The following is a 21,623-nucleotide window of genomic DNA, read 5'->3' on the forward strand; positions in this document are numbered from 1 at the left end:
AACAAACTGAATACATTCAGAAAATAACGGCTGTTCCCGGTGAAATAAAAAAGTAAAACAGCCGTTTGATAATCCGGTTACAACTCATTGATTTCGTAACGATAACTACCGTTATCAGGAATAAACGCCAGACGCCGGTTGATACAGGCCGGGGTATCTTCACTGTGATGACTGACAAACAGCAACTGCGTATCACCGCGACTTATCATAATATCGATAAAACGCAGTACCAGCAGGCGGTTGAGTGTATCCAGCCCCTGTAACGGCTCATCAAGGATCAGAAGCGCAGGATGTTTCACCAGCGCTCTGGCAATCAGTATCAGCCGCTGCTGTCCCCATGACAGGCTGTGAAACGGCGCGTCACGGTAAGCTTTAAGGCCGAGCAGTGCCAGCCATTCATCCGCCAGTTTTATCTGCCGGTCGGAGGGTTTCTGATAAAGTCCGACAGAATCAAAAAAACCGGAAATCAGCGTGTTACGCACGCTGATATTCACACGGTAACTGAGGTGGATGCTGTTGCTGACATACCCGATATGCCGTTTGATATCCCACACGGTTTCACCACTGCCGCGGCGGCGGCCGAACAGTGTCAGGTCGTTACTGTAGCCCTGCGGATGGTCACCGGTGATAAGACTGAGCAGTGTGGATTTTCCTGCGCCGTTTTCACCGGTGATTTGCCAGTGCTCGCCGGGCAGCACCCGCCAGGTCAGATCATGCAGAATAGGTTTGTCGTTATAACTGACGCAACCGTGATTGAGGATCACCCGCGGAATATCCGGGGCAAGGCGTTCTGCGGCCGGGTCATCCCGCTCCGGCAGTGTCAGATTTTCTGTCTGCTCACTGCGGGCCAGTTGTGCCTGTAACAGCGCGGACAAGGTGTCCGCCGGTGCCAGCACACATTCTGTCAGCAGCCCGGCGCGGGTGATAAAGTCCGGAATATCACTGAAACGGTTGAGGATCAGAATAACGGTCAGTCCGTCTGCCGCAAGTTCTGCCAGCATCTCACTGAGCATGCGGCGGGAGTCAGTATCCAGTCCGTCATAAGGCTCATCCAGTACCAGCAGATCCGGCTCTGTCATCAGTGCCTGACACAGCAGGGCTTTGCGGGTTTCGCCGGTGGAAAGGTATTTAAAACGGCGTGACAGGCGATCAGAAATACCGAACTGCGCCGCCAGTTGCAGGCAGCGCTCATTATCACGGTATTCTGCCTGAATAATATCAGCGGTAGTGCGGCCGTTGTCGGTGTCATCGCCGTCAATCAGATCGGTATTATTGAGGTTCCATTCTTCATCAATCAGCGCCTGCAATTTTTCAAACGCGACCAGAACCGGACGGCGGAAAGTGGTGCTCATCTCCCCGGAAAGCAGCGGAAGTTCCTGCACCAGTGCGCGGGCAAGGGCGGATTTCCCGCTGCCGTTGGTGCCGATAAAGGCATGATGCTGCCCGGTGTCCAGCTGTAATGACGGAACAGACAGTTGTTTATCCGCGCTTAACCGGAAAATCCCTTGTGTGATATGCAGATGTGCCATAGTGAACAGCCTTATTATTAGTTTAATTATTCCCCAGAAATAAGCGGAACCGGCAGCGATGTCAAGATATGGCTCCGGTGTTACATTCCGTATCATGAAAAGAAGATCTGCTTCACAGAAACGTCATTATTCAGTCTGCTGTTTTTGTTATACTTTTTATTAACGCTATTACGGAATTATGGAAATTATATGAAAGGGATGTGCTGATGAAAAAAAAGATGATTGCAATCCCCGCACTGTTGGTTATTGCGGCGGGAATGGCATACTGGTTTTTCGGGTATGAGGAGAAATTACCGGAGCCGTCACAGAAAACTCTGGACTATATAACAAAAGAGTTTAATGACCTGACGCCGGAAGAAGCGGTAACAAAAATACAGGCACAGAAAGAGCAGTTTGATTTTATTCTCGGGATAGGAGGAAAAGATGACCTCTATAGCCAGCGGAAGACGGTGTCATCTGAAGATGAAGAATACGAAAATGTATTTTCTGTTCTTACACCAGAAGAATATAAAAACAAATTTAATAAAGCACTTAAAGAAATAACGTTTGTTCAGAATATAGAACATGGCTATTCCACTTTTGATTTTGACATTCCTGTCATGCCGGCAGAAAAACAACTTGTGGTGAAAATTAAAAAAATTACCTACATGGATGGTAGTGAAGAAATAAGCGATATAAAAGTTACCAAAGCAGATAATAATATAAAATTAAATACACAGAAAACCGTAAAAAGTATTGATGCCAATGTGACATTTCGCTACATCAGTGACCTTGGCCGTTATCATCTCACCCCGGATAAACCGGAGATTTCACAAGGTAACTATAAATTAACGCTGGTAAAAAAAAGATAAAAATTACCTGAAATATTCGCTGGATGGTGAACTGAATATTGTCAGCGAAAACGTTACGGATAAAAAGGGTAAAATATTATCAGCATCTGCCTGTTCAAGAGGGGAAATCGGCCATATTGAAAAAATAGAGCGATTTATTAATGGCACAGGAAAAGCGGCTGAAAAATACGGTAAAAATAAAGACGAGTTAATAAAACGAGTTGCCGGCTATTATGAACGCCTTGAACAAGAAACCAACGAGCCTGCAACTTACCTGGTGGAATGTATCTACCATGGTACGCCGGAATCGGTGACCGTATACGCTGCAAATAAGCAGGAGCGTGAAGAACAAAATATTATACTGACACCTGGTTATACCAGTCTCTATCCGGTCATTGAAGATGAGAAGACACAAACCTTTTATATTATTGATCAAAACGGTAATGAGATGATTAATCATGGTAAAGAGGGTGTGTACAGTGTGGGGAACGGTTATTTCTTTACCCGCCATACTGAGAGTAAAAAAGATGAAAATGACGGCGAAGAGTATGAATCAACGTACTATCAGATTCATAAACTGGATGCAGTAAATAAAAAGCTGGATTATATTATGCACGCTAATCGCGTATACAGTTTATCTGATGATGCGTTTGTTGTCTCCGATGGTAATAACATCCTGATATTTAATGTTAATTATGCTGATCCGATAGTCATTTCCGGTAAAAATACGGAAGCGGACATCGTTAACAGCTATTATGGCAGTTTTGAGTTTTTCTATTATGAAGACAACAAAGGGACACATGTTCTGAATGATAAAGGTGAGGAGATCCTTCCTGTATCTAAGTACTGGTTGGAAAAAGGCGGAGATAATACAGTCAGAGTCATCAGCCGTGTTTTTATGGATGACATAGCAACAAAAGATAAAAAAATTTATTTTCTCAATGAGGATGCAACAATCCGCCTGACATTAAAAGGCTATGATAAAGCCGGTGAAATCAGCAATGAGATGATAAAGGCAGAGAGAGATAATTTATATGGGTTTGTTGACGTAAAAGGAAATGAAGTGGTTGCTCCTGATTATCAGGAAGCCCGTGATTTTGATAACGGTTATGCGCTGGTGAGAAAAAGTGATCACTGGGGCGTGATTAATAAACAGGGCGACGTGGTTATTCCGTTTAAATACAGTCATCATAATTCCATGTCATCCATGAACGGGCTGATATCTTACAGTATTGATGATAAGTACTACACCATGCAGGAATTACTGGACGCAAATGGTGTGAAAACAGACAAAATAACAGCAGCAGAACATTAAACGGAAGAGGGTGTTATGGTGAGAACAGGATTAAAATATTCGGTACTGGCATTACTGATCAGCGGAACGGTCAATGCCGCGACAGTCGATCTGCGGGTGATGGAAACCTCGGATATTCACAGTAACTTAATTGATTTTGATTATTTCAAAGATAAACCGACAGATCAGTTCGGTTTAGTCCGCACTGCCGCGTTAATTAAAGCGGCGAAAGGTGAAGTCACCAATGCGGTATTAGTGGATAACGGGGATTTAATTCAGGGCAGCCCGCTGGCCGATTATATGGTCAGCAAAGGACTGAATGACGGCGAGGCGCATCCGGCACATAAATTAATGAATACCATGGGCTATACCGTTGGTAATTTCGGTAACCATGAATTTAACTTTGGCCTGGATTATCTGAAAAAAGCCATTGCCGGTGCGGATTTTCCGTATATAAACGCCAATATTATTGATGAAAAAACCGGTAAGAATCTGTTTACGCCTTATATTATCGTCGATACTCCGGTAAAAGATCGCGACGGTAAAGAGCATGTGATTAAAATCGGCTATATCGGTTTTGTACCGCCGCAAATCCTTATCTGGGATAAAGCCAATCTGGAAGGAAAAGTCCGCGTTAATGATATTACGGAAACCGCGAAAAAATTTGTACCGCAAATGAAAGCAGAAGGTGCTGATTTAATTGTCGCTATTCCGCACTCCGGTTTTTCTCAGGAGCCGTATAAAGCGATGGCAGAGAACTCGGTATATTATCTCAGCGAAGTCCCGGGGATTAATGCCATTATGTTCGGCCACTCGCACGGCGTATTTCCGGGCAAAGATTTCGCGGATATCAAAGGTGTTAATATAGAACAGGGAACCGTTAATGGTATTCCGGCGGTGATGCCGGGCCAGTGGGGTGATCACCTCGGTGTGGTAGATCTGGTACTGAACAATGATGACGGCGCATGGAAAGTGACGGATGCCAAATCACAGGCACGTCCGGTTTATGACAAGGTCAATAAAAAGCCGCTGGTGGCGCGGGATGACAAGCTGGCTTCCGTGATTGATGAGCAGCACAATGCGACCCGGGCCTTTGTCGGTAAACTGATTGGTAAATCACCGGATAACATGTACAGCTATCTCGCCCTGTTGCAGAGCGACCCGACAGTGCAGATTGTTAATAACGCGCAGACAGATTATACCCGCCGCTTTATTCAGGGTGATCCGGATCTGGCGGATTTGCCGGTATTATCAGCCGCCGCGCCGTTTAAAGTGGGCGGACGCAAAAATGCCCCGGCAGATTTTGTCGAGGTGGAAAAAGGGGATATGACATTCCGCAACGCGGCCGATCTCTATCTCTACCCAAATACGCTGGTGGTGGTAAAAGCGACCGGTGCGGAAGTCACCGAATGGCTGGAGTGCTCCGCCGGGATGTTTAATCAGATTGACCCGCAGTCTGAGGCACCGCAGAGCCTGGTTAACTGGGATGGTTTCAGAACCTATAATTTTGATACTATTTCCGGGGTCAATTACCAGATAGACCTGACCCAACCGGCAAAATATGATGTGGACTGCCAGACCGTCAATCCGCAGGCCAACCGCATCAAAAATGTGACTTATCAGGGTAAACCGATTGATCCGAAAGCGGTCTTCCTGGTTGCCACCAATAACTACCGTGCTTACAGCGGAAAATTTGCCGGTACCGGCGATAAACATATTGCGTTTGCCTCACCGGATGAAAACCGCAGTGTGCTGGCAGGCTATATCGCGGCAGAAACCAAAGAGAAAGGCGGGGTATCGGCCCGGGCAGAGCAGAACTGGACATTTGTGCCGGTGAAAACGGATAAAAAATTAGATATCCGCTTTGAAACCTCCCCGGGTGAAAAAGCCACGCAGTTTATTAAAGAAAATGCACGTTATCCGATGACGCGGGTTGGCACTGATGATGTGGGCTTTGCGGTTTATCAGGTTGATTTAACAGCGAAGTAAGCAGTTACTGACGTAAAGCCGCCGTCGGTTCAGTCCGCGGCGGCTTTTATTTGCGTCTTTTATTATCAGCACAACGTCGCAATAATTACCTGGTCGGCATTAAACAGCGCGGTGACTTCATCACCGTCTTTCAGCTGCTGATTATCAGCATCCTGATTATCCACCGTTGCGCATAACTGTGCGCCGCCGGTCAGCGTCACCATCACCTCACTGTTTTCCGCACCTCTGGCTACGGAACAGATGCGTCCGCTCAGGCAGTTGTCATAATCAGCGCTGTTTTCTGCGGATTTACTGATTTTCACCCACGGCGCTTTAATCAGAGTGAGTACTTCTTTACCTATGGATAACCCCAGCCGGTTGGCGCTTTGCTCGGTCAGTGCGACAGCCAGTTCCGTTTTTTTATCTGCCAGCAGAACGTTAACATGCTGCTGCACGTGGGTATGGTTGCGCGACATGATAGTACCGAAGAACTGGTTACGGGCACTGGTCTGTAATGAGAAGCGGGAGATAGCTGCCAGCAGGCTGTCGAGCGGCAGTGAATCCTCTTTGAGGACATCAAACGCTTTCTGCTGGATTTGTGCCAGCAAATCATAAAGCTGAAGTAAGCGCTCACCATAGCGCGTCAGTGTTGCGCCGCCGCCGCCTTTGCCGCCGGTCGCCCGGTCAACTATAGTTTCCTCGGCAAGCTGGTTCATTTCATTGATGGCATCCCACGCGCTTTTATAGCTGATACCGGCAAGTTTTGCCCCCTGACTGATGGAGCCGGTAGCTTTGACCTGCTTGAGTAAGGAAATCCGCCGCGGATCGGCAAATAAATGACCTTCTGATTTCAGTGTTAATAAAATATCCAACGGAAAATACCCCGTATATTAATCAGACAGAATCACCGGCGCAGTTTCTCCGCCCGGTGCGGCGTTACTTTCCGGTTAGTGTAGCAAACTGCGGTTTTTTTTCATCTGCCAATATGGCGGTTACATTTCACTTAATAATTTGTGAGCCGGATAAAAACAGGTATGGTATAGCTATTAATTATCAGCCAGAGATTATTTCATGCAGAATGTATTATTCCGTCTTCATCAGGCAGTCAAGGATTCCCCGGAACCGGAAGGGGAAGGTACTGAAACAGAAGCATTTGCCCGCATGCTGGCAGAGCAGGCATTCTGGGCTGAATCTCAGGATCAGGAAAGTGGCGGACAAATTGGCCTGGCGTTCACGCAGGGCGAAGATGATGAAGAGCCGTTGCTGCTTGTTTATATGCGTGATGACGGCGGTCATGAAGCTCCGGCAAAAGTTGCGGAAGAGATCGCTTCCGGTGAGCGGGAGTATACCTGGCTGCCGGGTGCTTTTTTACTGGGACTGAGCAGAAAAATTGATTTTACACTGTGCATCATTGGTGAGGATGGTCAGACCCTGCCACTGAACAGTCAGTTTATGAAAACGATGTTTCTCTATATTCAGGAGCTTTACCGCGAAGATGATGAGGGTGAAACACCGGCACAATCTTCGTCCGCGCCTGTCTCACCGCGCAGTGGTGATATTGTGGAAAAACCGGGTGGTGCCGGAAAGGTGGTCGGTTTTCTTATCCTGGCAGCAGTGATTGTGGCTGTTGTTTATTTTATGCAGACCTGACCGCACGAATCGCTATGCTTCCGGCTGCGTGATTTATATAGAATAGCGGGCAATATGACGCTATTATTGTCATGCTGAATATTCTTTCGCCTGATATAAAGAGATGAAGTGCTATGTTTGAGTTAATTAAAAGTTTAGGTTTTGCACTGTTAATGGTTCCTGTTGTCATGGCAGGCCTGGCGGCTCTGATCTGGGGATTAGGTGAAATTTTCAACCTGATTTCAAAAGGCGATCGCCACGAAAAACAGCACTGATTATCCTGTATTCAGGATCACCTGCCTGTGCAGGTGATCCGCCTTTGTTTTTGTTTTCCCGCTCACTCCTGATGTAATTCCCCCATTTTATAGTGTTTTCCGCTTAACTGACGATAGTGGGATAAACCTCCTTTCATTTTTCGCTGTATCTTGTTATATACAACGGGTTAATCCTAATCTATCCTGGTGGAAAAAATGAAAAAACAGTTCAGTAAGTTATTGGCCGGTGTTGTTATCTCTGCTGCTGTCATGGGTCAGGCATGGGCCGCTGAAAAAGTGACCGTATTTGCAGCGGCATCGCTGACAAATGCCGTTGATGAAATCTCGGCAAAATATAAGCAGGAGAAAAAGGGGGAAGTTGTTGCGTCTTATGCCTCTTCTTCCACGCTGGCCCGCCAGATTGAAAATGGCGCCCCGGCAGATATCTTTATCTCTGCTGACCAGAAATGGATGGATTATGCTCAGGAAAAAAATCTGATCATCAATGACACCCGTAAAACCCTGCTGGGTAATGAGCTGGTGCTGATTGCCGCGAAAGACAGCAAGATTGATAAAGTCGATATTAATAAGCAGACTGACTGGGTTAAATTACTGGATGGCGGCCGTCTGGCTGTCGGCGATCCTGATCATGTGCCGGTCGGTATTTATGCACAGGAAGCCCTGGAAAACCTGGGCGCCTGGAAAGTGGTTGATCCGATGCTGGCCCGTACTAATAATGTGCGCAGCGGCATGGCGCTGGTGGAGCGCGGTGAAGCGCCGCTGGGTATCGTGTACGGCTCTGACGCGGTTGCCAGTGATAAAGTGAAAGTGGTCGGTATTTTCCCGGCGGATACCCATAAACCGGTTGAATACCCGATTGCTATCCTGAAAGATCGCAATAATGCCGATGTTAAAGGTTTCTATGATTATCTGCAGACACCGGAAGCAAAAGAAATCTTCAAACGTTACGGTTTCAGCCCTCTGTAATAAGTAAGGACTAACAGACAGCGATGTTGAATGAGTATGAATGGCAGGCGGTCATCCTCAGCCTGAAAGTATCAACGGTCGCCGTGGCAGTCAGTCTGCCGTTCGGCATACTGATGGCATGGGTACTGGTGCGCTGCCGTTTTCCGGGCAAGTCGCTGCTGGACAGTCTTATCCACTTACCGCTGGTGTTACCACCGGTGGTAGTGGGTTATCTGCTGCTGATCAGCATGGGCCGCAAAGGTATTATCGGTGAGTGGCTCTATAACTGGTTCGGCTTCAGTTTTACCTTCAGCTGGCGCGGTGCCGCGCTGGCTGCGGCAGTGGTGGCATTTCCGCTGATGGTGCGGGCGATCCGCCTGGCACTGGAGGCGGTGGATATGCGGCTGGAGCAGGCGGCACGGACACTTGGTGCCTCTCCGTTGCGGGTCTTTTTCACCATCACACTCCCGTTGTCTCTGCCGGGAATTATTGTCGGCACCGTGCTGGCATTTGCCCGCTCACTGGGCGAATTCGGCGCGACAATCACCTTTGTCTCTAATATCCCGGGGGAAACCCGGACTATCCCGCTGGCCATGTACTCCCTGCTTGAAACACCGGGGGCGGAAATGGACGCGGCACGGCTTTGTATTATCGCTATTATTCTGGCACTGGCCTCACTGCTGGCCTCGGAATGGCTGACCCGCTGGGGGCGTAAACGTCTGGGGGTCACCGTATGTTAGTGCTTGATTTCGAACAGCAGCTCGGTGATTTATCGATGGTCATCAACACCGAACTGGCCAGTGATCGTATTACCGCGGTCTTCGGGCTCTCAGGGGCCGGGAAAACCTCCTTTATTAATGTGATCGGCGGGCTGACAAAGCCGCAGAAAGGGCGGATTGAGCTTAACGGTCACACACTGGTTAATATTGAAAAACGTATCTGTCTGCCGCCGGAAAAACGCAAAATCGGCTATGTCTTCCAGGATGCGCGTCTGTTTCCTCATTACCGGATAAGAGGCAATCTGCGCTATGGCATGGCGCGGGAAATGGAAGATCAGTTTGATAGCATTGTGGAACTGCTGGGTATCGGGCATCTGCTGAACCGCCTGCCGATAACCCTCTCCGGCGGGGAAAAACAACGGGTGGCGATTGGCCGTGCATTGCTGACCGCACCGGATATTCTGCTGATGGATGAACCGCTGGCGTCTCTGGATCTGCCGCGCAAACGCGAACTGTTGCCGTATCTGGAAAAGATGGCGCAGGATATCAGTATTCCGATCCTTTATGTCAGTCACAGTCTGGATGAAATCCTGCGGCTGGCGGAAGATGTGGTGATTCTGGAGAAAGGCCGTATTCTGGCACAAGGGCCGCTGGAAGAGGTGTGGGCAGGCGCGGCGCTGCGTCCGTGGCTCACACAGGAAAGCCTCTCAAGTGTATTAAGTGTTACGGTGCTTGAGCACCATGACCGCTATGCGATGACTGCTGCCGCTATCGGTGACCAGGTGCTGTGGGTGCCGCGTATCGCCGGTGAGCGTGACACGCCGGTGCGGGTACGGGTTAGTGCGGATGATGTGTCAATCGCGCTGGAAAAACCGAAAAGCAGCAGTATCCGCAATATATTACGGGCAAAAATCACGGAAATGTATGATGGTGACAACGGTCAGACCGATGTGAGACTGGCGGTCGGCAATCATTTCCTCTGGGCGCGGATTACCGGCTGGGCGCGGGATGATTTACAGCTTAAACCCGGACAATGGGTGTATGCACAGGTAAAAAGTGTGTCACTGAGCCGCGAATTATAACCTGTCTGAATATACGTACTTTTCATTAATAAAAGGGGCATTCATATTATTCTGATTGCCCTTCCGCTGCACCGGCGATATATATTATCGCCGGTTCATCACTGACCCCGCATTATCATATAATATTCTCCGCACACGGAAATAAGTGTAAGACGTGCGTTATTGCATAAAAACCACTGAGTCAGAGGGATACAATGAAAAAAGCACTTCTCTTTTTATTACTGGGTATTTTCTCCGGCGGTCAGGCGCTGGCCGCAAATCAGGTGATGTGTTACACCTATCTGAAAAAAGTGAAAGATGTTGAAATCGAAAACTTAAAAGTCTGGTGTATCGGTACCACTGATGGCTCACAGGGCGGAATGCGCATCCCGGAGCTGCTCAGTATGGGATATAAAGTGGTGGCGACAGAAAGTTTTCCGTATCAGTATGCGGAGGGTGGTTATACTTATGACGGCTCTAAATTACTGCTGATTGTTGAAAATGATAAATTCCCGAATCAGAACCCGGCAGAAAAACCAAAAAATAACTGGAGTTTTGATAAGTATAAATAACTACTTTATATGTTAAGATCGGCAGAAACATAAATACGAAAAAATGCCTATTATTAAGGGGCGTTTTTTATTTTTATAAAATTGTATTTATCAACTGAGAATATGACGGTGGATTTTCGGGCAGATACTCAATGTGGTTTCATCGTAAAGATGTTTTGTTGTGTTAAATTATTGTCATCGTTTTGTGTCTCAAAACGTTAATATATGCTAACGTCCTGTGTTGATAACTATCCGATTTTTCATTAAAGGGACTTTTATGGCACATCCGATCTATTTGACGTTAAGAGGTAAGAATCAGGGGCTGATTTCTGCGGGATGTTCATCAGTTGATTCGATAGGAAACCGCTATCAGGCCGGACATGAAGATGACATACAGGTACTGAATTTAACAGTCGGTGCATTCCGGGCACAAAATGCGGCCTATAAAGAACTTGTATTCACAAAACCAATGGATAAAGCATTTCCTCTGCTTTTCTCTTCTATTGATAATAATGAGGTTCTGGAAGCAACCTTTAAATGCTACAGAACAAGTCAGCACGGACAGCTTGAAGTTTACGCCATATATAAACTTACCGGTGTATCACTGGTTGATGTCGATGATGTTCACGCGAACTTAATCAGTGACAGCGGCGAAGACCCTTACCAGCGTGTCAAAATGAGATATGTATCTATCTCAAGAGAACATGTAAAAGCGAGTACATCAACATACAGCATTAACAGCGAGTTGGTTTAAGATACAGCGATAAAGGGTATGGGCTATTTGCACATATCCTTTGAAATAACATATTTAGTTGGTGCATGGATTGATGTTTTATGGCATTTGACATAGCCATTCGATGTTAAGTCATACTCAACATAAAATGAGAAAAAAAACTAAAAACAATACCAAACATTGCTATTACCGCAAGGTAATTAGTTATTTTATTATTTACTTTTAGTTTTCTTTTGTGATGCGCTACCATGAATATTAAATATGATAACCACGAGAGAAAGGGAAAGCAAAAAATAATAAAACCTACTACAAATGAAAATGAAATAATATCGGTTTTTAAAAAATACTCGACATAACTACTTGCTGAACCATATACGCCAATTACTACAAAAAAAATCAAAATAGCAGAAGCAAGATACATTTTGACAGGTTTTATCTCATTCACGGCACATATCCTTTGATATAACATATTCAGTTGGTGCCAGTATGGATTTTTTATAACATTTTACATAGCCGCGTGACGTTAAATTATACTCGATATAAAATGAAAAAATAAGACTAAAAATAATTCCTGATATAGCAATAACACTAAATAAACCAGAGAGTTTCTGGTTTACATGTTGCGTTTTTTTTTGATATCCACACATAAATGTAATAAATGAGAAGCTAAGAAGTAAAGGCCAACCTAATATAAAAGATGCATAGGGGAATGAAAAACTAACAATGTTACCCATCAGAAAATAACTTCTATAGGCCATTATAGATATATATAATCCAAAAATTGAAATAATAAAAAAAACTAATGAAATAAAATACATTTTAACTGGTTTGATTTCATCCACGGGTGTACCTATTGAAGTTGGTGAAAAAATTATCAGCATGGTATCGACCATCTCCATCGGATCTTGGTTTGCTATTTTTTTTTCAGCTCTCTGATAATAGATTCACTTATTCCGAAATAATCATCAAGAGTATATAAAATAATTCCTATACCAAGACCAACGAAAAATATGCCTATTGATATGGCTATAACACTAGCACCTGAAAAACCTGTGGCTGTCATCAACCCACCGACAGCCATAGCACCCAGCTTCATACTTACAGCCAGCTTTGCCATATCCATCGTCACATTCACAAAAAAATTCGTCAGCGTATATTCATCTTTAAATATCAGTTCGACCACACGGTAAGCGAGAGAATACACAATTGAAAACCGGGTGGCGCCGACTGAAACGGCATTTTGCCCCTGAGTACCGACGCCCATATACAGTATTTTCGGATTATCGGCTAAATACCGGGTCGCGTTCAGGAAAGCTCTTACTCCGGCATGGCCGGATAACCGGATATAAACCTTACCATTTTTACCGGTATATTCTGTTGCTTTAATACCGAGGTCTTTAAACTCATTAATAATCCGGAAAATCCGGCCTGATTCGTAAACGCTTCCCGAATAATTGGAAACGAAATCACCGATACCAAATAAAGTCTCTTTTGCTGACTGAAAGGGATTTGACGTATTTGTATTTTTTAAAACATACTCAGCTTCCTCAATCGTAATCAGCGCAGCGACATTCGCATCATCGGTTGTATCACTCAGTATTGATTTTATTTTCAGCAATGTTGCCTGATGATTTAATTCATCATAATCGGGCCGTTTTTCAAAACTATACGGTGTGTCTGATGAAATGACGGTTTTCCGTACCGGGTCATATTTATATCCCATGCGCGCTCCATGCTCTCCGTGCTCCCTGGTCATTCAGTTCAGAGTACAAGATGAAACAGCGATGTTCAACTCTGTCTGATGGCTCAGACCCGGGGGTTGGAGGAGGTATATGGCTGAATAATTACTTATTCAGCCATATAAACGGCATTTATCAGCTGAGAATATGACGGCGGATCGCCTGTGCAATACCCGGCTGGGTATTATCCGGGATAATCAGGTCGGCATGTGCTTTGACTTCGTCTGCCGCATTGCCCATTGCCACTCCGAGGCCGGCAGAAGAAAGCATGCTGATATCATTGTGGTTATCACCAAATGCCATCACATCTTTCATCGACATTCCCTGAGATTCCACCCATTCCTGCAAACGGCGGCCTTTGCTGTTACCTTTGCGGGCAATATCAACCTGGTTTACCCACGACCACTCGCAGGACAGCCCCATATCCGCTTCCACGGCATCGGTAAATTCGCGCAGTTTGTTCAGATCGTCTGAGCAGGTGGCGAATTTCCAGATAGTGTCAGCGCGATCAACTTCATCAAGGAAGTTATCCACTTTACGCATCACCGGGCGCTGGTGTTCGGGCAGGGAGGCAGACCAGTTCAGTGTCCGCTCAATGGTGCTGCTGTCAGTGTGATACAGCATGGCATCAGAGATATACATCAGATGTTCGATATCCGTCTGTGCCAGACGTTCCAGCAACTGACGGGATTCACTGATACTCATCGGATCGGCGGAAAGTACTTTTTTCCCCGGATAGTCGTACAGATAGGTGCCGTTACAGCAGATAGCCGGTGTATCCAGCTGCAATGTCTGATAAAACGGATGGATAGCAACGTGATGACGGCCGGTGACAATCAGCACCTGTACCCCGGCACGGCGGGCTTCGCGGATGGCATCCAGCGACTCCTGTAAAATATGTTTATCCGGATCGAGAAGTGTACCATCGAGATCAAATGCGAGGACGCGGTAAGACATAACAGGAAGCCCCTTGTATGAGTGTCAGAACCGGAATAAAAACGGGCATCAGGGAATATTATTGCACCCTGACGGCATCCTGAATGATTCCGGGCGGCGATAACTGGTAATATAGCATGTTAATTGTTTCGCGATAAACGCTAAGTGCGGTATTATTATACAGAAATGCTTACATTACCTGTTAAAAATCAAACGGGTAAGTGATGATATTAAGGAGCGCGAATGAAGCAGGTGGTTTATGTTGCCAGTACGGAAAGTCATCAGATTCATGTCTGGCAGATGAATGAACGCGGTGAGATGTCACTGTTACAGACAGTATCAACGCCTGATCAGGTGCAGCCGCTGATCACCGCGCCGGATGGCCGTCATCTTTATGCTGCGGTAAAACCGGGCAATGCGGTGGTTACGTATGAAATTGCCGCAGACGGCAAGCTGACACAAACCGGTCTGACGCCGCTCCCGGGCACTGCCGCGTATATCACCCTTGATAATGCCGGGCGTACACTGTATGCCGCGTCTTATCATCAGGGTAATCTGGCGGTGCTGCCGATCCGCGATAACGGTCTTCCCGCCCGTGCTGTACAGGTGATTGAGGGATTAAAAAATCCGCATTCCGCCAATATTGCACAGGATGGCCGCACACTGTTTGTACCGTGCCTCGGGGAAGATCATATCCGTGCTTATACTATCGGTGACGACGGGCACTTAACTGAACGCCATGCCGATATGCTGAGCGTTGCTGCCGGTGCCGGGCCGCGCCATATGGCGTTTCATCCGGAAAAACATGTGGCGTATTGCCTGAATGAATTAAATGCGACCATTAATGTTTACCGCGAATGGGTGAAAGTCCGTGAAATTCAGTCTGTCGATATGATGGCGGATGATTATTCAGGGCGCCGCTGGGCGGCCGATATTCATATCACACCGGACGGGCATCACCTCTATGCCTGCGAGCGGGCATCAAGTGTGATTAATCACTACCGGGTGTCTGATGACGGCGGCCATCTGCAACTGGCAGGACGTTATCCGACAGAAACTCAGCCGCGCGGTTTTGCGGTGGATAACAGCGGACGTTTTCTGATCTCAACCGGACAGCTTTCTCATCATGTTGCGGTTTCCCGTATTGATGCGATTACCGGCGAACTGCACTTTATCAACCGCTATCCGGCAGGACAGGGGCCGATGTGGGTGGCGGTGCTGACACTGAAATAATTCATTTTTTCAATACAGAGTTTACCGGTCAGGTAATAAGTGATAACGGGCAGGCGAAACGAAAAGCATGCGCGTCAGGGATGACGCGCCTGAGCGTACAGGGAGGTATTCACAGCGGCTTTTCGTTTTTGCCCGTTATCAGCGCTTCTCCGGTGCTGATGCTATCACCTGCTTTTTCATCCTGTCGTCACCTTATCGATCGCCTGTGTCAGTTTTTCCAGTTGCGCACCGGTAATAATGTATGGCGGCATAATATAAATCAGTCGTCCGAACGGGCGTATCCATACGCCTGCGTCAACAAAACGGCGCTGCAATTCTGCCATATTCACCGGCTCTTCCGTTTCAATAACACCAATGGTGCCGAGCACCCGGGCATCCCGGACGCTGCGGCGGGATTTCAGCGGCAGCAGGGCGGTTTTCAGTTGTGTTTCGATGTTTTTAACGCGCGCTGCCCAGTCTCCGGATAACAGCAGATCAATACTGGCCACGGCGGTGGCACAGGCCAGCGGGTTCCCCATAAAGGTCGGGCCGTGCATAAAGCAGCCGGCGTCCCCCTGACTGATGGTGTCCGCAATATGACGGGTGGTGAGCGTGGCCGAGAGGGTCATATAACCGCCGGTAATCGCTTTTCCGAGACACATGATATCCGGTGATATTTCTGCGTGTTCGCAGGCAAATAACTTACCGGTACGACCGAATCCGGTAGCGATCTCATCGCAAATCAGCAGGACATTGTAGTGATCGCACAGCGATCTTACCCCTTTCAGATATTCAGGATGGTAAAAGCGCATTCCGCCTGCACCCTGAACAACCGGTTCCAGGATCACGGCTGCGACTTCATGATGATGCTGTTCCAGCAGCGTTTCCACGGAGCGGAGATCATCCGGCCGCCATTCCTCATCAAATCCGCACTGCGGCGCATCCGCAAACAGGTGATCCGGCAGATAGCCCTGCCAGAGAGAGTGCATGGAGTTTTGCGGATCACATACTGACATCGCACCGAATGTATCGCCGTGGTAGCCGTGACGCGGCGTGATGATCCGGTGACGCTTCTCACCGCGGGCCTGCCAGTACTGCAGCGCCATTTTCAGTGCAACTTCCACCGCCACAGAGCCGGAATCGGCAAGAAACACACACTCCAGCGGGGCCGGGGTGATTGTTACCAGGCGGCGGCACAGTGCAACAGCTGACGGATGAGTGATGCCGCCGAACATCACATGTGACATCTGCGACAGCTGCTTTGTGACTGCGGCATTCAGTACCGGATGATTGTAGCCGTGGATGGCCGCCCACCAGGAGGACATACCGTCAACCAGTTCGCGGCCGTCAGCGAGTGTCAGGACAGCCCCCTGAGCGGAGACGACCGGATAGACCGGAAGTGGCTGAGTCATTGATGTATAAGGATGCCAGATGTGGCGGCGGTCAAAATCCGCATCATCAGCCGAAAAGGTGTGACCTGAAATATTCCCTGAAAAAGCCATTATGTAAACCATTTCAATGCAAATAAAGTTGACATGATAATGCTGATATTTAAACTGGCAACACTTTTTTATCGGGAGTTACAGTTATGAGTCAAGGTCGTCAGTGGACATTAAAAGAAGCCAACACATTGTTTGAAAAACCTTTTTTTTGAACTTTTGTTTGAAGCTCAGACCATACATCGCCAGCATTTTGACCCGCAGCAGGTGCAAATCAGCACGCTGCTTTCTATCAAAACCGGTGCGTGTCCGGAAGATTGTAAATACTGTGCACAGAGTGCGCGATACAAGACCGGGCTGGAAAAAGAGCGTCTGATGGAAGTTCAGCAGGTGGTGGAGACGGCGCGTAAGGCGCGGGCGGCTGGTTCGACCCGGTTCTGTATGGGAGCGGCGTGGAAGAATCCGCATGAGCGCGATATGCCGTATCTGGAAACCATGGTGAAAGAAGTACGGGCGCTGGGTATGGAAACCTGCATGACACTCGGTATGCTGAACAGTTCACAGGCGGAACGTCTTGCCAAAGCGGGTCTGGATTATTACAACCACAACCTCGATACTTCGCCGGAATTTTACGGCTCGATTGTGACCACCCGGACCTATCAGGACAGGCTCGATACCCTCGATAATGTGCGTGATGCGGGGATCAAAGTGTGTTCCGGCGGAATTTTAGGGCTGGGTGAAGCGGTGCGCGATCGTGCGGCGATGCTGGTACAGCTGGCGAATCTGCCGAAAGCTCCGGAAAGTGTGCCGATCAACATGCTGGCGAAAATCAAAGGCACGCCGTTTGAGGATAATGAGGAAGTCGATCCGTTTGATTTTGTCCGCACCATTGCGGTGGCCCGCATTATGATGCCAACGTCTCATGTGCGCCTCTCCGCCGGGCGTGAAATGATGAATGAACAGACCCAGGCGCTTTGCTTTATGGCGGGTGCGAACTCCATTTTTTATGGCTGCAAACTGCTCACCACCACTAACCCGGAAGAAAATACCGATATCGCACTGTTTAAAAAACTGGGAATCAAACGTGAAGCGATCCACGTTACCCAAGGGGATAATGAGCAGACAGATTATTTGCTGGATGCCATCAGCCACAGCGATGACGAAAAATTCTATAACGCAGCCCTGTGAGCCGGACCATGTGGCAGACTTTTCTTTCTGAGCGCCTGAAACAGGCGCAGGAGCAGGATGCTGTGCGCCGCCGTGACGCCAATGACGGCGCGGACGGACGTACTCTCCTGATTAACGGCAGACGCGCCGTGAATTTCTCCGGCAATGATTATCTCGGCCTCAGCCGCCATCCGGCGGTGATCCGCGCCTGGTGTGACGGCACTGAACAATACGGTGTGGGCAGCGGCGGCTCCGGCCATGTCACCGGTTACACTTCAGCTCACCGGGATCTGGAACAGATGCTGGCAGAGTGGCTCGGGTTTGATCGCGCGATCTTATTTGTTTCCGGTTTCAGTGCTAATCAGGCGGTGATCACGGCACTGATGCAGCGCGGTGATCATCTTATCTGCGATAAACTCGCTCACGCCTCCATTATGGAAGCGGCGATACATTCACCTGCTGAATTCAGCCGTTTTCATCATAACGATACTGCTCATCTGAGCACTCGTCTGAGCCGGACTGAAAACAGCACCGGCAAAACCCTGGTGGTCACCGAGGGGATCTTCAGTATGGACGGTGATGCCGCGCCGCTGGCGGCGATCCTGCCGCTCACCCGGCAGCATAACGCCCGGCTGATGGCGGATGATGCGCACGGCATTGGTGTCTGCGGCCGTGAGGGGCGGGGCAGCTGTGATGCGGCGGGAATACACCCGGATATTCAGGTTGTCACCTTCGGCAAAGCGGCCGGAGTCAGCGGTGCGGCAGTGCTGTGCGATGCACAGACGGCGGATTACCTGACGCAATATGCCCGTCATCTTATCTACAGCACCACATTCCCGGCCGCGCAGGCGTGTGCCATTCAGGCTGCGGTACAGGCAATCCGCAATGGTGACGGACTGCGTGACAAACTGGCGGAGAATATCCGTCTCTTCCGTCAGCAGGTGGCGCATCTGCCGCTGCAATTACTGCCGTCCGCCTCGGCGATCCAGCCGCTGATCGCAGGGGATAACCGTACTGCGCTGGCGCTGTCGCACTATTTACAGGAGCGCGGCCTGTGGGTGAAAGCGATCCGCCCGCCGACCGTGCCGCCGAATACCGCCCGTCTGCGTATCACGCTGACCAGCGCACATCACCGCGACGATATCACACAGCTTACGGAGGCGCTGGATGCATTCTGCCGTCACTACCGCCCCGGTGAATAAAGCTGCCGTTGCTGCCGCTTTCGGGCGTGCCGCAGGGCAATATGACTCAGTTGCACATCTTCAGCAGAAAACCGGCCATCATCTGCGTCAGCTGACCACTCAGGCACTCTCCGGACAAATCGTGTCTGAACTGCACGGGCTGGATGCCGGATGCGGTACCGGGTTCTTCAGTGAACAATGGAAAGCGGAATGCCGCAGTGTGACGGCCTTTGATCTCTCTCCGGCAATGCTGGCGCATGCAGCGGAACAGCAGCGGGCGACCCGCTATGTGCAGGGGGATATCGAACAACTGCCTTTTGCGGATAGTCAGTTTGATTTTTGTTTCAGCAATCTGGCGGTACAGTGGTGTGATTCCCTGGCGGCCGCTCTGGCCGGATTGGTGCGGGTGACCCGGCCCGGTGGTGTGGTGGCGTTCTCCACGTTGCTCAGCGGGTCTCTGGATGAACTGAATCAGGCTTTTTCCCGGGTGGACAGCAACCGTCATGCCAACGGTTTTCTCAGCCGGGAGGCCGTTTCTGCCGCTTGTCAGCCTTACCGGCACGTGTTGTCGGAGGTCTGTTACCGGCTCTCTTTCGACTCACTGCCCGCGCTGCTGCACTCCCTTAAGGGGATCGGCGCCACCCATGTTCATCAGGGGCGTGCTGCCGGGCTGATGACACGCAATAAACTCATTCAGCTGGCAGATCATTACCCCGCCGAAAACGGGCGGTTTCCGCTCAGCTATCTTATTCAGTACGGAGTCATTCATGTTGAAAAATAACTGGTTTTTAACCGGCACCGATACGGATGCCGGTAAAACCGTGGTCAGTTGCGCCCTGTTGCAGACCGCCCGCAACGCCGGTTTCCGTTGTGCCGGATATAAACCGGTGGCCTCGGGCAGTGAGATGACAGAGGACGGCCTGCGCAACAGCGATGCACTGGCACTGTGGCGGTATACGGTGCCGCCGGTCAGTTACGCACAGATCAATCCGTATACCTTTGCCGAACCGACCTCGCCGCACATTGTCAGCGAACTGACACAAACCCCGCTGGAATTTGAAGTGATGACTGACGGGCTGCATGCGCTGAATCAGCAGGCTGACTGGGTGCTGACCGAGGGAGCGGGCGGATGGTTTACCCCGCTGTCGGCCACACAAACCTATGCGGACTGGGCAGCACACATGGGGATGCCGGTGATCCTGGTCGTTGGTGTGAAGCTCGGCTGTATTAATCACGCGCTGCTGACGGTGATGGCGATACAGCAGGCCGGGTTGCCGCTGGCGGGCTGGGTGGCTAATGAGGTCACGCCGCCGGGACTGCGGCAGCAGGCGTATCTGGCGACACTCAGTAATCTGATCCCGGCACCGTGCCTGGGTGTGCTTCCCCATCTGCCGGATCCGCTGAATCAGGACTTATCCGGCTATCTTTCTCTGCCGGTTTCCGCACACTGATCCTGCTCCCGGCCGTGGTGTGAAGCCCGGCTGCATTAATCACGCTCTGCTGACGGTGATGGCGATACAGCAGGCCGGGTTGCTGCTGGCGGGCTGGGTGGCTAATGAGGTCACGCCGCCGGGACTGCGGCAGCAGGCGTATCTGGCGACACTCAGCAATCTGATCCCGGCACTGTGCCCGGGTGTGCTTCCCCATCTGCCGGATCCGCTGAATCAGGACTTATCCGGTTATCTTTCTCTGCCGGTTTCCGCGCACTGATCCTGCCCCCGGCCGTGGTGTGAAGCCCGATGAGGTCACGCCGCCGGGACTGCGGCAGCAGGCGTATCTGGCGACACTCAGTAATCTGATCCCGGCACCGTGTATGGGTGTACTTCCCCATCTGCCGGATCCGCTGAATCAGGACTTATCCGGTTATCTTTCTCTGCCGGTTTCCGCACACTGATCCTGCTCCCGGCAGGATCGTGCCGGGATCACGGCAAATCTTCCGGCCGGGTGTTTTTTATCAGGAAAAAATCCTGAATTATTTTTTCTCTTTGTGCTGAAAGTGACAATTTTATGGCTGCACAATGTCACGCAACCATGCACCGGCAAACGACTTTATTAAGTTATCCACTATTCCTGTGGATAACCTTGTGTATTAACTTTAGAAAACTCACGCCATCCTTGCAGATACGGGGCTTTCACTGACATTGTTGTAAAATCGGGCTTTTATTATTTATCTATAAATAACAAGTAGATAAATAAAATCAAGAGTCCTCCGGCGTGAAAAATAGCAATTGGTCAGAGGCGCATCAGATTTCAGCATAATTTAAAATTGCAAGTGCTTTTTTTTGGGGATAACTGTGGAAAGGCAATAAAATTTTCCCCGGTTTTGCAAGCAAAAAATCACAAAATAACGGATTTTTTCTGCCGGGGGTTGAAGCTGGTTTTTTATCCAGTATCATAGTGACCCTATTCGCGCAG

The 21,623-nt window shown here is 49.0% G+C and carries 24 protein-coding genes and 2 pseudogenes; 17 read left to right on the forward strand and 9 right to left on the reverse strand.

What is annotated here, in order from left to right; all coding sequences use genetic code 11:
- Positions 1–77: 77 nt before the first annotated feature.
- Positions 78–1,529, reverse strand: a complete 1,452-nt coding sequence (gene modF, locus JC793_RS05250) for a molybdate ABC transporter ATP-binding protein ModF (RefSeq protein ID WP_218427700.1) — start codon at positions 1,527–1,529, stop codon at positions 78–80.
- Positions 1,530–1,735: 206 nt separating this feature from the next.
- On the opposite strand from modF, the gene JC793_RS05255 reads away from it, so the two are divergent.
- The 3 genes from JC793_RS05255 (at position 1,736) to JC793_RS05265 (ending at position 5,642) form a co-directional block, all read left to right on the forward strand.
- Positions 1,736–2,380, forward strand: a complete 645-nt coding sequence (locus JC793_RS05255) for a hypothetical protein (RefSeq protein ID WP_218427702.1) — start codon at positions 1,736–1,738, stop codon at positions 2,378–2,380.
- 289 nt (positions 2,381–2,669) lie between these two features.
- Entirely contained in the window at positions 2,670–3,674 is a 1,005-nt protein-coding gene (locus tag JC793_RS05260) for a WG repeat-containing protein (RefSeq protein WP_218427704.1), read from the forward strand.
- Between the two features lie 15 nt (positions 3,675–3,689).
- On the forward strand, positions 3,690–5,642 hold the full coding sequence (locus JC793_RS05265; protein WP_218427706.1) for a bifunctional 2',3'-cyclic-nucleotide 2'-phosphodiesterase/3'-nucleotidase: 1,953 nt from the start codon (positions 3,690–3,692) through the stop codon (positions 5,640–5,642).
- 65 nt (positions 5,643–5,707) lie between these two features.
- On the opposite strand, the gene modE is transcribed toward JC793_RS05265, so the two are convergent.
- Positions 5,708–6,493 (reverse strand): molybdenum-dependent transcriptional regulator, encoded by a 786-nt coding sequence (gene modE / locus JC793_RS05270; protein ID WP_218427708.1) that lies wholly within the window; start codon positions 6,491–6,493, stop codon positions 5,708–5,710.
- A gap of 199 nt (positions 6,494–6,692) precedes the next feature.
- Here modE and JC793_RS05275 point away from each other — a divergent pair, with 199 nt between their 5' ends.
- From JC793_RS05275 to tssD, 7 genes are all read left to right on the forward strand, one after another.
- Positions 6,693–7,271 carry a hypothetical protein gene (locus JC793_RS05275; RefSeq protein WP_218427709.1) on the forward strand — a complete coding sequence of 193 codons (579 nt, stop codon included), beginning with the start codon at positions 6,693–6,695 and terminating at the stop codon, positions 7,269–7,271.
- Positions 7,272–7,384: 113 nt separating this feature from the next.
- A complete protein-coding gene (locus JC793_RS05280; RefSeq protein ID WP_107678135.1) occupies positions 7,385–7,525 on the forward strand; it encodes an AcrZ family multidrug efflux pump-associated protein in 141 nt (46 codons plus the stop codon).
- A 195-nt stretch (positions 7,526–7,720) separates the two neighbouring features.
- Positions 7,721–8,491: a molybdate ABC transporter substrate-binding protein gene (gene modA, locus JC793_RS05285; protein WP_032099091.1), complete on the forward strand. Its 771-nt coding sequence runs from the start codon at positions 7,721–7,723 to the stop codon at positions 8,489–8,491.
- A gap of 23 nt (positions 8,492–8,514) precedes the next feature.
- Positions 8,515–9,210 carry a molybdate ABC transporter permease subunit gene (modB, locus tag JC793_RS05290; protein ID WP_166707248.1) on the forward strand — a complete coding sequence of 232 codons (696 nt, stop codon included), beginning with the start codon at positions 8,515–8,517 and terminating at the stop codon, positions 9,208–9,210.
- On the forward strand, positions 9,204–10,271 hold the full coding sequence (gene modC, locus JC793_RS05295) for a molybdenum ABC transporter ATP-binding protein ModC (protein ID WP_052926225.1): 1,068 nt from the start codon (positions 9,204–9,206) through the stop codon (positions 10,269–10,271). Before modB ends, modC begins: the two co-directional genes overlap by 7 nt.
- A gap of 194 nt (positions 10,272–10,465) precedes the next feature.
- Positions 10,466–10,822, forward strand: a complete 357-nt coding sequence (locus JC793_RS05300) for a hypothetical protein (protein WP_046893734.1) — start codon at positions 10,466–10,468, stop codon at positions 10,820–10,822.
- Positions 10,823–11,078: 256 nt separating this feature from the next.
- Positions 11,079–11,555 carry a type VI secretion system tube protein TssD gene (tssD, locus tag JC793_RS05305; protein WP_218427711.1) on the forward strand — a complete coding sequence of 159 codons (477 nt, stop codon included), beginning with the start codon at positions 11,079–11,081 and terminating at the stop codon, positions 11,553–11,555.
- A 23-nt stretch (positions 11,556–11,578) separates the two neighbouring features.
- Here the strand turns inward: tssD and JC793_RS19880 are convergent.
- The 5 genes and pseudogenes from JC793_RS19880 to JC793_RS05330 all read right to left on the reverse strand — a co-directional run.
- Positions 11,579–11,641 (reverse strand): annotated as a pseudogene (locus tag JC793_RS19880) (DUF1240 domain-containing protein); the annotation flags it as partial.
- 20 nt (positions 11,642–11,661) lie between these two features.
- Entirely contained in the window at positions 11,662–11,979 is a 318-nt protein-coding gene (locus JC793_RS05315) for a DUF1240 domain-containing protein (RefSeq protein ID WP_218427712.1), read from the reverse strand.
- Positions 11,972–12,376 carry a DUF1240 domain-containing protein gene (locus tag JC793_RS05320; RefSeq protein WP_247717324.1) on the reverse strand — a complete coding sequence of 135 codons (405 nt, stop codon included), beginning with the start codon at positions 12,374–12,376 and terminating at the stop codon, positions 11,972–11,974. Before JC793_RS05320 ends, JC793_RS05315 begins: the two co-directional genes overlap by 8 nt.
- A 71-nt stretch (positions 12,377–12,447) precedes the next feature.
- The gene (locus JC793_RS05325) at positions 12,448–13,257 is read right to left on the reverse strand and encodes a hypothetical protein (RefSeq protein ID WP_247717325.1); all 810 of its coding nucleotides are present in this window, start codon (positions 13,255–13,257) and stop codon (positions 12,448–12,450) included.
- Positions 13,258–13,408: 151 nt separating this feature from the next.
- Positions 13,409–14,230 (reverse strand): pyridoxal phosphatase, encoded by an 822-nt coding sequence (locus JC793_RS05330; protein WP_218427714.1) that lies wholly within the window; start codon positions 14,228–14,230, stop codon positions 13,409–13,411.
- A gap of 222 nt (positions 14,231–14,452) precedes the next feature.
- Here JC793_RS05330 and pgl point away from each other — a divergent pair, with 222 nt between their 5' ends.
- On the forward strand, positions 14,453–15,442 hold the full coding sequence (pgl, locus tag JC793_RS05335) for a 6-phosphogluconolactonase (RefSeq protein WP_218427716.1): 990 nt from the start codon (positions 14,453–14,455) through the stop codon (positions 15,440–15,442).
- A 176-nt stretch (positions 15,443–15,618) separates the two neighbouring features.
- Here pgl and bioA read toward each other — a convergent pair whose 3' ends face one another.
- The gene (gene bioA / locus JC793_RS05340) at positions 15,619–16,923 is read right to left on the reverse strand and encodes an adenosylmethionine--8-amino-7-oxononanoate transaminase (protein WP_218427717.1); all 1,305 of its coding nucleotides are present in this window, start codon (positions 16,921–16,923) and stop codon (positions 15,619–15,621) included.
- 86 nt (positions 16,924–17,009) lie between these two features.
- Between bioA and bioB the strand changes: the two are divergent.
- The 6 genes and pseudogenes from bioB to JC793_RS05370 all read left to right on the forward strand — a co-directional run bounded on the left by bioB (position 17,010) and on the right by JC793_RS05370 (position 21,102).
- Positions 17,010–18,048 (forward strand): annotated as a pseudogene (gene bioB, locus JC793_RS05345) (biotin synthase BioB).
- Between the two features lie 8 nt (positions 18,049–18,056).
- Positions 18,057–19,229, forward strand: coding sequence for an 8-amino-7-oxononanoate synthase (gene bioF / locus JC793_RS05350; protein WP_218427719.1), 1,173 nt, complete (start codon positions 18,057–18,059; stop codon positions 19,227–19,229).
- Positions 19,195–19,989, forward strand: coding sequence for a malonyl-ACP O-methyltransferase BioC (gene bioC / locus JC793_RS05355; protein WP_218427721.1), 795 nt, complete (start codon positions 19,195–19,197; stop codon positions 19,987–19,989). Before bioF ends, bioC begins: the two co-directional genes overlap by 35 nt.
- A complete protein-coding gene (bioD, locus tag JC793_RS05360) occupies positions 19,979–20,659 on the forward strand; it encodes a dethiobiotin synthase (protein WP_431739826.1) in 681 nt (226 codons plus the stop codon). Before bioC ends, bioD (JC793_RS05360) begins: the two co-directional genes overlap by 11 nt.
- A 19-nt stretch (positions 20,660–20,678) precedes the next feature.
- Positions 20,679–20,918 (forward strand): ATP-dependent dethiobiotin synthetase BioD, encoded by a 240-nt coding sequence (bioD, locus tag JC793_RS05365; RefSeq protein ID WP_431739824.1) that lies wholly within the window; start codon positions 20,679–20,681, stop codon positions 20,916–20,918.
- A gap of 19 nt (positions 20,919–20,937) precedes the next feature.
- Positions 20,938–21,102, forward strand: coding sequence for a hypothetical protein (locus tag JC793_RS05370; protein ID WP_247717326.1), 165 nt, complete (start codon positions 20,938–20,940; stop codon positions 21,100–21,102).
- 349 nt (positions 21,103–21,451) lie between these two features.
- On the opposite strand, the gene JC793_RS05375 is transcribed toward JC793_RS05370, so the two are convergent.
- Entirely contained in the window at positions 21,452–21,604 is a 153-nt protein-coding gene (locus JC793_RS05375; RefSeq protein ID WP_155402962.1) for a hypothetical protein, read from the reverse strand.
- Positions 21,605–21,623: the final 19 nt, after the last annotated feature.

This window comes from Morganella morganii, assembly GCF_019242955.1.
GTDB classification, from domain to species: domain Bacteria; phylum Pseudomonadota; class Gammaproteobacteria; order Enterobacterales; family Enterobacteriaceae; genus Morganella; species Morganella sibonii.

Coding starts and splice junctions, on each gene's coding strand:
- modF (WP_218427700.1), bottom strand. CDS start 1,529: ATGGCACATCTGCATATCACACAAGGGATTTTCCGGTTAAGCGCGGAT.
- JC793_RS05255 (WP_218427702.1), top strand. CDS start 1,736: ATGAAAAAAAAGATGATTGCAATCCCCGCACTGTTGGTTATTGCGGCG.
- JC793_RS05265 (WP_218427706.1), top strand. CDS start 3,690: ATGGTGAGAACAGGATTAAAATATTCGGTACTGGCATTACTGATCAGC.
- JC793_RS05275 (WP_218427709.1), top strand. CDS start 6,693: ATGCAGAATGTATTATTCCGTCTTCATCAGGCAGTCAAGGATTCCCCG.
- JC793_RS05280 (WP_107678135.1), top strand. CDS start 7,385: ATGTTTGAGTTAATTAAAAGTTTAGGTTTTGCACTGTTAATGGTTCCT.
- modA (WP_032099091.1), top strand. CDS start 7,721: ATGAAAAAACAGTTCAGTAAGTTATTGGCCGGTGTTGTTATCTCTGCT.
- modB (WP_166707248.1), top strand. CDS start 8,515: ATGTTGAATGAGTATGAATGGCAGGCGGTCATCCTCAGCCTGAAAGTA.
- modC (WP_052926225.1), top strand. CDS start 9,204: ATGTTAGTGCTTGATTTCGAACAGCAGCTCGGTGATTTATCGATGGTC.
- JC793_RS05300 (WP_046893734.1), top strand. CDS start 10,466: ATGAAAAAAGCACTTCTCTTTTTATTACTGGGTATTTTCTCCGGCGGT.
- tssD (WP_218427711.1), top strand. CDS start 11,079: ATGGCACATCCGATCTATTTGACGTTAAGAGGTAAGAATCAGGGGCTG.
- JC793_RS05325 (WP_247717325.1), bottom strand. CDS start 13,257: ATGGGATATAAATATGACCCGGTACGGAAAACCGTCATTTCATCAGAC.
- JC793_RS05330 (WP_218427714.1), bottom strand. CDS start 14,230: ATGTCTTACCGCGTCCTCGCATTTGATCTCGATGGTACACTTCTCGAT.
- pgl (WP_218427716.1), top strand. CDS start 14,453: ATGAAGCAGGTGGTTTATGTTGCCAGTACGGAAAGTCATCAGATTCAT.
- bioA (WP_218427717.1), bottom strand. CDS start 16,923: ATGGCTTTTTCAGGGAATATTTCAGGTCACACCTTTTCGGCTGATGAT.
- bioF (WP_218427719.1), top strand. CDS start 18,057: ATGTGGCAGACTTTTCTTTCTGAGCGCCTGAAACAGGCGCAGGAGCAG.
- bioC (WP_218427721.1), top strand. CDS start 19,195: ATGCATTCTGCCGTCACTACCGCCCCGGTGAATAAAGCTGCCGTTGCT.
- JC793_RS05375 (WP_155402962.1), bottom strand. CDS start 21,604: ATGATACTGGATAAAAAACCAGCTTCAACCCCCGGCAGAAAAAATCCG.